The sequence below is a fragment of the Achromobacter marplatensis genome, from assembly GCF_049060505.1.
Classification (GTDB): Bacteria; Pseudomonadota; Gammaproteobacteria; order Burkholderiales; family Burkholderiaceae_B; genus Achromobacter; species Achromobacter marplatensis_A.
In genome coordinates, this window is record NZ_JBMGRB010000007.1 from 308,372 (window position 1) to 321,678 (window position 13,307).

7 protein-coding genes are annotated in these 13,307 nt (G+C 64.6%); 3 read left to right on the forward strand and 4 right to left on the reverse strand.

Annotated elements, in window-relative coordinates; translation table 11 throughout:
- Position 1 precedes the first annotated feature (1 nt).
- Positions 2-2,647 (reverse strand): cation:proton antiporter, encoded by a 2,646-nt coding sequence (locus ACI0FO_RS19185; protein WP_416029155.1) that lies wholly within the window; start codon positions 2,645-2,647, stop codon positions 2-4.
- Positions 2,648-2,843: 196 nt separating this feature from the next.
- Here ACI0FO_RS19185 and cpdA point away from each other — a divergent pair, with 196 nt between their 5' ends.
- Entirely contained in the window at positions 2,844-3,680 is an 837-nt protein-coding gene (gene cpdA, locus ACI0FO_RS19190) for a 3',5'-cyclic-AMP phosphodiesterase (protein WP_416029157.1), read from the forward strand.
- 600 nt (positions 3,681-4,280) lie between these two features.
- Here cpdA and rpoH read toward each other — a convergent pair.
- From rpoH to fghA, 3 genes are all read right to left on the reverse strand, one after another.
- A complete protein-coding gene (rpoH, locus tag ACI0FO_RS19195; RefSeq protein ID WP_105560385.1) occupies positions 4,281-5,165 on the reverse strand; it encodes an RNA polymerase sigma factor RpoH in 885 nt (294 codons plus the stop codon).
- Positions 5,166-5,566: 401 nt separating this feature from the next.
- Positions 5,567-6,256: a hypothetical protein gene (locus ACI0FO_RS19200; RefSeq protein ID WP_416029159.1), complete on the reverse strand. Its 690-nt coding sequence runs from the start codon at positions 6,254-6,256 to the stop codon at positions 5,567-5,569.
- Positions 6,257-6,354: 98 nt separating this feature from the next.
- Entirely contained in the window at positions 6,355-7,221 is an 867-nt protein-coding gene (gene fghA / locus ACI0FO_RS19205; protein WP_416029161.1) for an S-formylglutathione hydrolase, read from the reverse strand.
- Positions 7,222-7,451: 230 nt separating this feature from the next.
- On the opposite strand from fghA, the gene ACI0FO_RS19210 reads away from it, so the two are divergent.
- Both ACI0FO_RS19210 and ACI0FO_RS19215 read left to right on the forward strand, forming a co-directional pair.
- The gene (locus ACI0FO_RS19210; RefSeq protein WP_416029163.1) at positions 7,452-8,210 is read left to right on the forward strand and encodes a hypothetical protein; all 759 of its coding nucleotides are present in this window, start codon (positions 7,452-7,454) and stop codon (positions 8,208-8,210) included.
- 351 nt (positions 8,211-8,561) lie between these two features.
- Entirely contained in the window at positions 8,562-13,301 is a 4,740-nt protein-coding gene (locus ACI0FO_RS19215) for a glutamate synthase-related protein (protein WP_416029165.1), read from the forward strand.
- Positions 13,302-13,307: the final 6 nt, after the last annotated feature.

Consider the following 13,307-nt stretch of genomic DNA (forward strand, 5'->3'; position numbering starts at 1 on the left):
ATCAGCGCGAGGCGGTGTCTGGCTCGCCCACCAGGCCGGACTGCGGCTCGGCCGGCGCTTCGACGCCTGCGGCTTCCGCCGCTTCGGCGGCCTGGGCCGGGCTGGGGACAGACACCGGGGCGGGGGTGGGGATGGGCGCGGCCGCTGCCGCGGAAGCCTGCGAAAACTGCTTCCAGACCTCGATCGCGCGCAGCCGCTGTTTGGCCACGACCTGAATGCGTTCGCGCAGATGCTCGTCACGCGACAGCAGCGCGTGAAAATCGCGCGAAGACAGCATCAGCAACTTGCTATAGCCCAGCGACGTGACGTCCGGCGTGATCTGCTGTTCGCCCAGCAGCCCGAGTTCACCGAAGAATTCGCCACTGCCCAGTTCGATCATGGTGTGATCGGGCAGATGCACGGCCACGGCGCCCGACGCCACAAAGCACATTTCCTCGCCATGGCGGCCCTTAGTCAGTACGCGCTGATCGGGCAGGGACAGGCGCGGCTTGAGCAGCTTGCTGATCGCGCGCAGCGAATCGGGCGACAGGCCCTCGAACAGCGGCACACGCTTGATAAGCTCGGCCGCGCTCATTTCGATATCCAGCGGGGGATGCGTATCGATATGCGCCCACCGGCTCTTCAATTGCGCCATCAGGTCGGCATAGACCTCGCCGCTGATCAGGAACTGCTCAAGCATGTCGCGGTAGCGGATGCGCTCCAGCTCGCGGGCCACCCGGCCCAGATAGCTTTCCTGCAACCACTGGGCGTAAGACGGGTACTGCAGGTTCAGGGCCTGCATGGCGCTTTCGATAAGGTCCAGGCGGCGCTGGTGCAGCGACACGATGTGCTGCGTGGCGTCTTCGCCCAGCAGCGGGGTGATCTGCTCTCGCGCGAAGACGATCAGCCGCTGCGCGACGGAGCGCTTGCTCATCAGGTTGGCGAAGCGTTGCCCCAGTTCGCGCGCCAGCCAGCCCTGAAAGCCGAACAAATAATGCATGCGTAGCGCCACGCGGAAGCCGGTGGAATAGCGCACGTCCGCCACGATGGCGCGTTCAAAGCCCGGCACCCCGCCCAGACGGATGGCGTCCTCCAGCCGTTCGGCCCGCGCCAGCAAGGCTTCGGCCATGCGCCAGTCCACGATCTGCGCCTTCAGAATGTCGAAGAACATTTCCTCTTCGCGTTGCGCCACGATGGCCAAGCCGACGGCCACGCGCTGCTCGTCGCTCATTTGGCCCACCTGGCCGTCATGCACACTGGTCAGGCTGGCGTCGAACACGGCGCGGATGCGGTCGCGGACCTCGGTGCCGATGTGCTCCGTCTTGGCCACTTCGTCGGTTTTGCCTTGCAGGTCTTCCAACGCCACGGCCAGCGCCTGATTGCGGATGGTGCGTTCCACGGACGATAGCTGGTTCAGGCCCAGCATGCGGATCAGCGGCCGCAGGCTGATGCCGTTGATGAAGAGCGTCAATAGAACATAGCTGGTCGTGGCCACCGCGATGAACTGGCGCGCCTCTTCGGGCACGCCGGTCTGCTCGGTCACGGCCAGCGCCAACGCCAGCGACACGGCGCCGCGCAGCCCGCCCCACAGCATCACCACCTTATACGGGTTGCTGACCTTGGTGCCCAGTTTGGTCAGCCCCAGCAACGGCAGCAGCCCGAAGACCACGATGGCGCGCGCGACCAGCGTCGCGACGAACACCACGGCCACCAGCACCAGTTCCTGCCAATCGGCGGCGGCCATCAGCTTGGGGATCAGCATGGCCGCGAACAGGAAAATCAACGAGTTGGCCCAGAACCCGAACTGCCCCCAGGCGCTGGACAGATATTCGAAGGTGGTCGGGGACATGCGCGTGCGGCCGGTGGACCCCACGACCAGGCCCGCGATCACGGTGGCGACCACGCCCGAAACGTTCAGGTAGTGCTCGGAAATAAAGAAGGACAGGTAGGCCAGCGTCAGCGTCAGCGTGATCTCGGCCGTGGGATAGCCACGCAGCCACGCAAACAGGAAGCAGGCCAGCCGCCCCATCGCGAAGCCGGCAATGCCGCCCCCGATGAAGTGCACGATGAAGTCGTTGAAAATGCCGCTGGCGGTCAGTTCGCCATGGCCGCTCAGCACGGCCAGCAACACGGAGTACAGGGCGATGGACGCAGCGTCGTTGAAGAGGCTTTCGCCTTCGACGAGCGTCGTCAGGCGCTTGGGCGCGCCCACCTCGCGGAAGATGCCCACCACGGCGACAGGGTCGGTCGTGGCGACGATGGCGCCCAGCAGCAGGCAGACCACCAGGCCGTAAGACGAGATTGCGTCCAGCGTCACGCCGACCACCACCGTGCACACCACCACGGCCACGATGGCCATCATCAGGATGGGGCCGATATCGTCCATCAGGCGGCGCACGTTCATGGACAGCGCGGTCTCGAACAACAGCACCGGCAGGAAAACCATCAGGAAAGTTTCAGACGAGATCTCGAAACGTTCCAGCGAGTCCAGGAAATCGGCGATCCAGTTGGGCGCCCAGCCGTGCACGTGAATGATGATGCCCAGCAAACAGCCGACGATAGCCAGCAGCACCGAGTACGGCAGCTTGAGGCGGCCGGCCAGCGGAGGCATGAAGCAGACCAGCGTAAGCAAACCGGCCAGACCGAAAACAAGAAAACCGACATCCATGGATAGCGCCGTGTCCCGAACATGAAGCGAATGTGAAGTTTTCCAAGAATAGCGGCTTTTTCTTGCGGCCCCTGGCGGCAAATCGAAGAGAATCGCGGGCAACGCACGTTTCGTTACCCCAAGGCGCTCGCGAAATGCGCGCCAGGTTCTGTTTTTTGGGTAATGTGCAAACGTATCCACTCCGCAGGAGCCGCACTTGCCTCGCGTCCATTCCCTGGCCCGGCGTCACGACGCGCCCGCCATGCTCGTCCAGTTGACCGACAGCCATCTGTTCGGCGAACCCGACACCGCGATGCTGGGCGTCAATACCGACGCAAGCCTGCGTGCCGTGCTGCGCCAGATCGAGGCCGACGGCAAGCATCCCGACCTGTTGCTGGCCACGGGCGACCTGTCGCAAGATGGCGAAGCCGCCTCCTACCGCCGCTTTGCCGCGATCCTGGGCGAAGCCGATGGGTTGGCGCGCGCGCAGATCCGCTGCCTGCCAGGCAACCACGATCAGCCAGCCGTACTGCGCCAGGAATTGGCGCAATGGTCGGCACCGGTGACCGACGTCGGCGCCTGGCGCGTCGTGGCGCTGGACACCACGGTGCCCGGATCCAATGCCGGCCACTTGCCCGACAGCCAGCTTGACCTGCTGGAGGCGGCCCTGGCCGAGGCCCCCGACCGCCACACGCTGATCGCGATGCACCACAACCCGATGCAGATCGACAGCCACTGGCATGACTCGATGATGATCGACAACCCGCAGGCGCTGTTCAAGCGCCTGGCCCGATGGCCGCAGGCTCGCGTGCTGCTATGGGGGCACGTCCACCATGAGTTCGACCGCCGCCGGCACAACCTGCGCATGCTCGCCACGCCGTCAACCTGCTTTCAGTTCAGCATCCGCGACGGCAAGCACGTGGTCGACAACATGGCGCCCGGCTACCGCTGGATCAAGCTCTATCAGGACGGATCGATGGCGACCGGCGTGCGCCGCGTACAAGATGCGCTCTGGCATACAGCGCTGACGCCCGACGACGCACAGGCGGCCTGAGGCGGAAGCTTGAGGTGGGGGCTTGAGGTGGGGGCTTGAGGTGGGGGCTTGAGGTGGAGGCTTGATGGGTTGCGCGCGGCGTAGCGACCCTGTTCTTGTTTCGGGATTGCCGCGCTCCACCCATCCTACGAAGCTCCACCCGTCCTTGTAGGATGGGTGGAGCGCGGCAATCCCTGCGTAAAGGACGGCACCGCCCATCGCGCGCAACCCATCGAACGACCTGGCACCATGCATCTACAACGCAAAACCCTGCATCGGCCTCGGACGGCAAGGCATCCGCGTTCCGGCCGTGCATAAAAAACGGGGCACCAAGATATGCATGGTGCCCCGCAAGCATCCGTCTCATAGGGGAGGGGAAAGAGGAGAAGCCGAGACGGATGACAAGACTGCTAACCGAAGTTCGCGGTCTACATGAAGTTAGTCGGCGCGATCCCCATTAAGTTTCTGCGATCACGCGAAATTCAGGGCTAAATTTGTATCAATTTATTGATCGATCAAGCGCCCGAATGATTGCGGCATCGCCGGCGGCGCCGCGCAAAAGAAAAGGGCCGCTAGCGCGGCCCTGAATGGGTGTGGATCCAGCGGATCGAAGGCGGCGGATCAAGCGGCCAAGTTGCCGCGCATCTTCTTCAACGCGGCCGCTTCGATCTGGCGGATGCGTTCGGCCGATACGCCGAATTCCTGGGCCAGTTCATGCAGCGTGGCGCCGCCGTCGTCTTGCAGCCAGCGGGCTTCGACGATACGACGCGAACGGGCGTCCAACGCTTCAAGGGCAGTATTCAGCCCGGTGCTTTGCAACTGATCGCGCGCGGCACGTTCCAGCACCCGCGTGGGTTCCTGGCGGCCATCGTCGGACAGGTAGGCGATCGGTGCGTAGCTGTCGTCGTCGTCGTCCTGGTTCTCCAGCGACATGTCGCGGCCGGACAGGCGCACTTCCATTTCGCTGACGTCTTCACGGCGCACGTTCAGTTCGCGCGCGATGTGATCAACCTGTTCCGGGTCCAGCGTCTGACCATCGGGACGCATGCTGCGCAGGTTGAAGAACAGCTTGCGCTGGGCCTTGGTGGTAGCCACCTTGACCAAGCGCCAGTTGCGGATGATGTATTCGTGGATTTCGGCCTTGATCCAGTGCACGGCGAACGACACCAGGCGCACGCCGCGTTCGGGATCAAAACGCTTCACGGCCTTCATCAGGCCGACGTTGCCTTCCTGGATCAGGTCGGCGTGGGGCAAGCCATACCCGAGATACTGGCGGGCAACCGACACCACCAGGCGCAGGTGCGACAGAATCAGTTCACGCGCGGCGCCCAGGTCTTCCTGGTCGCGCAGGCGACGGCCCAGCTCGGTTTCACGCTCGGCGGACAAGACCGGCAGGCGGTTGACCGAAGAAATATACGCGTCGATCGTGCCAAGTGCGCCCGGATTGGCAATGGCCAACGCCAGGGCGTTGCCAGAAGCGGCCAACGAGGTACTGGGTTGTTTCATAGCGGTGGTCTCCGGAAAGCGAAGGGGTAACGACATGGATTCGATGTTAGCACTCTAGTAAAGGGAGTGCTAATTCGACTATTGCGGCGCGTCAAAGTTTCAAGAAAATAACATGTCCCCATTTATTTCAAACACCGCTCTGCAGCAGCGTGGGGGCACTCTTTCCCGCCGGGCCGCCCCAAGGGAAAGACACCCCTCGGGGGGCAGCAAGCGCAACGCGCGCCGCGTGGGAGCACTCTTTCCCGCCGGGCCGCCCCAAGGGAAAGACACCCCCTCGGGGGGCAGCAAGCGCAACGCGCGCAGCGTGGGGGCACTCTTTCCCGCCGGGCCGCCCCAAGGGAAAGACGGCCCCTCGGGGGGCAGCAAGCGCGCAACGCGCGTGCCGCGTGGGGGCCTTTCCCTTACCAGCCCAGGCGTTTGAGGCCTTCGGCCGTCGCCTCACCGTCAGGCCGGATGAACAAGGCACCACGGGGGTCCATGAAGACCTGGTACTTGGCGCCGTCGAACAGCGGCATATAGGCGCCGCTTCCGAATTGGACATCAACGAAGGGGAACCAGTTCGGGAAGGTCTTCTTAAGCGACCCCAGGTCGGGCGCCGGCCAGTCGTCCAGCGCATGGACCGAACGCGTGGCCGAGGCTTCGCGCGCCGTGTCGCTATAGCGGCCGGACAGGCGCTCCAACCGGTACAGGGGCGGCACGCCCGCCATCAGCGCCGGCAGCTTCCAGCGCACGACCCGGGCGTCAATCTGCCATTGGTCGCCGTACAGCACGTATTGCTTCGGGCTGACGCCCGGCGCCGTGGCGGTGACCTGGAACTGGCCCTCCGCCTGCTGGCGCACCTCGATGCGGGCCACGGATTCGTCCGTGGTCAGCCGGAAGAACTGGACCAGCGACAGCGCCAGCAGACCGGACACGCATCCCAGCAGCACCAGCATCAAGCCGAACAGGCGGCGCACCGGCCGGAACTGGAACATCTTGCGGCCGCGTTCGTCGCGCGGGCCGCCCCGGCCCAGCAGCATGATCATGCCGGGCAGAAGGACGACGACGGCGGCCAGGAGTATCCAGACGAAGGGAGCGATACCGTTGATCAAGTCAGGCGTTCCTATTCAGGGTGCCGCGGGGCCAAGCCCGGCGCGCCCAGGGCGCCACGAGCCTGCCGCGGCAGGCTCCCCAGTATAGAAGCGCGTGTTCAGGCCGCCGGTTTTCCAAGCCGCTCGACGTGAAACCGGATGTGATCTTCGATGAAAGTCGAAATGAAGTAGTAGCCGTGGTCGTAACCGGCCTGGCGGCGCAGCGTCAGCGGCTGCCCGGCGGCGGCGCAGGCCGCCTCGAACACGTCGGGATACAACTGCTCGGCCAGGAATTGGTCCGATTCGCCCTGGTCGATCAGGATGCCTGCCGGGAAGGGCTGCCGCAGGCCGCGCATCAGGGCAGAGGCGTCGTATGCCGCCCAGGCCTGGACGTCGTCGCCCAGGTAGGCGCCAAACGCTTTCTTGCCCCACGGGCACTGGCTGGGCGCGGCGATGGGCGCGAACGCAGACACCGAACGGAACTTGCCCGGATTGCGCAGCGCCAGCACCAAAGCGCCGTGGCCGCCCATGGAGTGCCCGAAAATACCGGTGCGCGACGCGTCGCCGGGCAAGGCCTCGCCCGTGACGATGCCATGCAGTTCGTCGGTAACGTAGCTGTACATGCGGTAGTGGCCACGCCACGCCGGCGTCGTCGCGTCGACATAGAAGCCGGCGCCCGTGCCCAAATCCCAGCTTTCGTCTTCGCCCGGCGCGTTGGCGCCACGCGGGCTGGTGTCCGGAGCGACGAGCATCACACCCAGTTCGGCCGCCAGACGCTGCGCGCCCGCCTTGATCATGAAGGTCTCTTCGGTGCAGGTCAGCCCCGCCAGATAGAACAGCACCGGCACCGGTCCGTGTTCCGCTTGCGGCGGAACGTAGACCGAAAAGCGCATCGGCAGGCCGATCGCCGCGGACTCATGGCGGTAGTAGCGCTGCGTACCGCCAAAGCAGCGATGCTGGGAAATGAGCTCCAAGGCCACAGGCATGGATTTTCTCCGGTCAGGGGTGAAAAAAACGTCGACGGGTTAGGGTATATCCACGGTACGACGTTCCGTCGCCGAATGTTAACCTGCGCTTCATACGGGCCCGGCGGCAAAAAAAAACAGATTCCGTGCCCATATTGTGATCACGGGACTTGACCAGCGCCCACCGTGGCACTATTTATATACCGTGAGCGAAGACAACCCGTTCTTCCAGATACGCAAGCCCTGACACTATGGCCCGTCTGCCCCGTCTGTACGCCCCTGGGCTGCCCCAACTGGTGCAGGCCAACTTCATTTCGCCGCTGGCTGCGCCATCGCAACCCGCGCCCGCCGATATCTTGAACCAACTGGCCACTTGGCTGGGCGAATCCGCCCAACGCCATCGGGTGTCGGTTCATGGGTGGCTGCTTGCCAATGACCGCATCCTGCTGCTGGCCACCCCGGCCGACGAAGAAGGCCTGCCCAGGCTGATGCAGACGCTGGGCCGGAATCTGGCGGCGCGCCTGCGCGGTGGCCGCGTGTTCGCGGGCCGGTACCGGTCCGCGCTGCTGGAACCGGGCGCCTGGGTATTGCCAGCGCTGGTCTGGCTGGAAACCTACCCGGTGCGCAGCGGCGCGTCGCAAGACCCCGATTCCTGGCCCTGGTCTTCGGCGGCCAGCCATACCGGCAACACGACGGCGGCGCCCGCGCAGTGGCAATCCGATCACGCCGACTACTGGGCGTGCGGCAATACGCCGTTCGACCGTCAGGCCAATTACCGCAAACGCCTGCAGGACGGCCTGTCGCGCGAAGAATCGCAACGCATCGATCAAGCTGTCTCGGGCCAATGGGCGCTGGGCGGCGCAAGCTTCATCGCCAGCCTGGCACATACCGCCAGCCGGCGTGTCGCCCCCGGCCAGCGCGGCCGGCCGCGTAAGAAGCCGGCCGCGCCGGCGGATGCCGAGTCCGGTGTTCCGGTCCCCTCGCCATCCCCTCCGACCACAAGCTCCTGACATCCCGACCCGCCTGCATGGCGGGTTTTTTTTGGCGCGACGCAGGTCCGCGTGCACTTTTCGCCAAATCGACGCGTCAATTTCCCGGCCGCAAATCTCCATAAAATTAGGGACGCATAAAGGTAAATTCAGGGATTTCACCCCCGTCGGCATGCGACGCCCTGGGCACTCGCCGTGGCAAGCCAATACCGGCGCGGATGTTAATGCGTCCCCATATTTACGCACTATGATGGAGCATTAATATAAATAGGGTCACACCCCGTTTATTCCTATTGCACCCTACTTGCTGCGGGGGTATTGTCCGTCTCCTGCACTGCAACATTACGACGCAGGCCCACTGCGGAGCGCGCCATGCCCCAAATTACCCCGATCGAATCCTGTCCCACCCCTAAGGCGACCCCTATCGATGCCAGCCGCATCGGTTTGCCTGCGGCTCAAGGGCTGTACCACCCCAAGAATGAGCACGACGCCTGTGGTGTCGGTTTCGTTGCGCACATCAAGGGCAAGAAAAGCCACGCGATCATCCAGCAGGGTCTGAAGATCCTTGAAAACCTGGACCACCGCGGCGCAGTCGGCGCGGACAAGCTGATGGGCGACGGCGCGGGCATCCTGATCCAGATTCCGGACACGCTCTACCGCGACGAGCTTAGCCAGCAAGGCATCGTCCTGCCGCCTCCCGGCGAGTACGGCGTGGCCATGGTGTTCCTGCCCAAGGAAACCGCCTCGCGCCTGGCTTGCGAGCAAGAACTTGAACGTTCGGTGCGCGCCGAAGGCCAGGTCGTCCTGGGCTGGCGCAATGTGCCGGTGGATGTCGACATGCCGATGTCGCCCACCGTGCGTGAATGCGAACCCGTGATCCGCCAGCTGTTCATCGGCCGCGGCGCCGACGTGATGGTGCCCGACGCGCTGGAACGCAAGCTGTACGTGATCCGCAAGACCGCCAGCCACGCCATCCAGAACATGCATCTGGCCCACGGCAAGGAATATTTCGTGCCGTCGGCGTCGGTGCGCACCGTGGTCTACAAGGGCCTGCTGCTGGCCGACCAGGTCGGCCGCTATTACCGCGATCTGGCCGACACGCGCGCCGTATCCGCCCTGGCGCTGGTTCACCAGCGTTTTTCGACCAACACATTCCCCGCCTGGCCGCTGGCCCACCCGTACCGCATGATCGCCCACAACGGCGAAATCAATACGGTCAAAGGTAACTTCAACTGGCTGCGCGCCCGTGAAGGCATGATGCAGTCGGCCGTGCTGGGCGACGATCTGAAAAAGCTGTACCCGATCGTCTACGAAGGCCAGTCCGACACCGCCACGTTCGACAACTGCCTGGAACTGCTGGTCAACTCGGGCTACTCGCTGGCCCACGCCATGATGATGATGATCCCGGAAGCCTGGGAACAGCACACGCAGATGGACGAGTCGCGCCGCGCGTTCTACGAATACCACGCCGCCATGATGGAGCCGTGGGACGGCCCCGCCGCCGTCGCCTTCACCGATGGCCGCCAGATCGGCGCCACGCTGGACCGCAACGGCCTGCGCCCCGCCCGCTACCTGGTCACCGATGACGACATGGTCATCCTGGCGTCCGAAGCCGGCACGCTGTCGATTCCCGAAAACCGCATCGTCAAGAAGTGGCGCCTGCAGCCGGGCAAGATGTTCCTGATCGACCTGGAACAGGGCCGCATCATCGACGACGCTGAAATCAAGCTGCAACTGGCCAACAGCCGCCCGTACCGCCAGTGGATCGAGCGCCTGCAGATCAAGCTGGAATCGCTGCCGGCCCCGCGCCAGGCCGCCGTCGCCACGCAGTCGTCCGTATCGTTGCTGGATCGCCAGCAAGCCTTCGGCTGGACCCAGGAAGACTACAAGTTCATCCTGGAACCCATGGCGTCCACCGGCGAAGAAGTCATCGGCTCGATGGGCAACGACGCCCCGCTGGCCGTGCTGTCGGACCGCGCCAAGCCGTTCTACAACTATTTCCGCCAGTTGTTCGCGCAGGTCACGAACCCGCCCATCGACCCCATCCGCGAACAGCTGGTGATGTCGCTGGTGTCGTTCATCGGCCCCAAGCCCAACCTGCTGGACATCAACAACGTCAACCCGCCGCTGCGCCTGGAAGTGTCCCAGCCGGTGCTGGACTTTGCCGCCATGGCGCAGATCCGCGACATCGAGCAGGTCACGGGCAAGAAATTCCGCAGCTTCGAGCTCGACATCACGTACCCCGCCGCCTGGGGCCCCGAGGGCATTGAAGCCCGCGTGGCCGCGCTGTGTGCGCGCGCCGTCGATGCCGTGCAAAGCGGCTACAACATCCTGATCGTGTCCGACCGCCTGGTCGACAGCGAACGCGTGGCCATCCCCGCGCTGCTGGCAACGTCGGCCGTGCACCAGCACCTGATCCGCGCCGGCCTGCGCACCAACACCGGCCTGGTCGTGGAAACCGGTTCGGCCCGCGAAGTGCACCACTTCGCGCTGTTGGGCGGCTACGGCGCCGAAGCCATTCACCCCTACCTGGCGCTGGAATCGCTGGGCAAGATGAATGACCCCGAAAAGGCCGTGAAGAACTTCATCAAGGCGATCGGCAAGGGCTTGAACAAGGTCATGTCCAAGATGGGCATCTCGACCTACATGTCCTATACCGGCGCGCAGATCTTCGAAGCCGTGGGCCTGCAAAGCAACCTGGTGAACAAGTACTTCACCGGCACCTCGTCCAACATCGAAGGCATCGGCATTTTCCAAGTGGCCGAAGAAGCGCTGCGCCAGCACCGCGCGGCGTTCAGCACCGACCCCGTGCTGGCCAACGACCTGGACGCCGGCGGCGAATACGCCTACCGCGTGCGTGGCGAAGAGCACATGTGGACGCCGGATTCCATCGCCAAGTTGCAGCACGCTTCGCGCGCCAACAACTACCGCACCTACAAGGAATACGCGCAGATCATCAACGACCAAAGCCGTCGCCACATGACCCTGCGCGGCCTGTTCGAATTCCGCTTCGACCCGTCGCGCGCCATCCCGCTGGATGACGTCGAGTCCGCCAAGGACATCGTCAAGCGCTTTGCCACCGGCGCCATGTCGCTGGGTTCGATCTCGACCGAAGCCCACTCGGTGCTGGCCGTGGCCATGAACCGCATCGGCGGCAAGTCCAACACCGGCGAAGGCGGCGAGGACGAACTGCGCTACCGCGCCGAAATGCGCGAAGGCAAGAGCACCATCAAGGACGGCGACACGCTGGCCTCGCTGCTGGGCTCGGACCGCATCGAAGCCGACGTCGTGTTGAAGAAGGGCGATTCGCTGCGCTCGAAGATCAAGCAGGTGGCCTCGGGCCGTTTCGGCGTGACCGCTGAATACCTGTCGTCCGCCGACCAGATCCAGATCAAGATGGCCCAGGGCGCCAAGCCCGGCGAAGGCGGCCAGCTGCCCGGCCACAAGGTGTCGGAATACATCGCCAAGCTGCGTTATTCCGTGCCGGGCGTGGGCCTGATTTCGCCCCCGCCGCACCACGACATCTATTCCATTGAAGACCTGGCCCAGCTGATCCACGACCTGAAGAACGTGAATTCCAAGGCGTCGGTGTCGGTCAAGCTGGTGTCCGAAGTGGGCGTGGGCACGGTGGCCGCCGGTGTCGCCAAGGCCAAGGCCGATCACGTCGTGATCGCCGGCCACGACGGCGGCACGGGCGCCTCGCCGGTGTCGTCCATCAAGCACGTAGGCACGCCCTGGGAACTGGGCCTGGCCGAAACGCAGCAGACGCTGGTGCTGAACCGCCTGCGCAGCCGCATCCGCGTGCAGGCCGACGGCCAGATGAAGACGGGCCGCGACGTCGTCATCGGCGCGCTGCTGGGCGCCGATGAATTCGGCTTCGCCACGGCGCCGCTCGTCGTCGAAGGCTGCATCATGATGCGCAAGTGCCACCTGAACACCTGCCCGGTGGGCGTGGCCACGCAAGACCCGGTCCTGCGCAAGAAATTCCAGGGCAAGCCGGAACACGTCGTCAACTTCTTCTTCTTCATCGCCGAAGAAGTGCGCGAAATCATGGCGCAACTGGGCATCCGCAAGTTCGACGACCTGATCGGCCGCGCCGATCTGCTGGACATGCGTTCGGGTGTTGAGCACTGGAAAGCGCAGGGGCTGGATTTTGCCCGCGTGTTCCATCAAACGCAGTCGGATGCCGACGTGCGCCAGACCGAAGAGCAGGACCATGGCCTGGCCGGCGCGCTGGACCACCAATTGATCGACCGCAGCCGCCCTGCGCTGGAACGCGGCGAAAAGGTGTCCTTCATCGTGCCGGTGCGCAACCGCAACCGCACGATCGGCGCCATGCTGTCGGGCGCCGTGGCCTCGCGCTATGGCCATGACGGCCTGCCGGACGACACCATCCACATCCAGTGCAACGGCACCGCCGGCCAGAGCTTCGGCGCGTTCCTGGCGCACGGCATCACGATGGACCTGGTGGGCGAAGGCAACGACTACGTCGGCAAGGGCCTGTCCGGCGGCCGCATCATCGTGCGTTCGCCCAACGACTTCCGCGGCTTCGGCCCCGACCACATCATTGCCGGCAACACCGTGCTGTACGGCGCGCTGGCAGGCGAGGCGTTCTTCAATGGCGTGGCCGGCGAACGTTTCGCGGTGCGTAACTCGGGCGCGGCGACGGTTGTCGAAGGCACGGGCGACCACGGCTGCGAATACATGACGGGCGGCACGGTCGTGGTGCTGGGCGCCACGGGCCGCAACTTCGCGGCCGGCATGTCGGGCGGCGTCGCGTATGTCTGGGATCCGGAACGCACGCTCAAGCACCGCGTCAACCTGTCGATGGTGGAACTGGAAGGCGTGGCGCCGCATGCGGAACAGCAAGCGCTGAACAATATCGACATCTGGCACAGCGCGCAGCGCGGTGGCGAACGCGAGACGGATGAAACCATCCTGCGCCTCCTGGTGGAAGACCACTTCCGCTACACCGGCAGCTACCGCGCCCGCGAGATCCTGGGCGACTGGGAAGCCTCGCGCGGCAAATTCGTAAAGGTCATGCCGACGGACTACCGTCGCGCATTGGGTGAAATGTGGCGTGCAGCCAACCAGCAACAACTGGCTGCGTGAGGGATA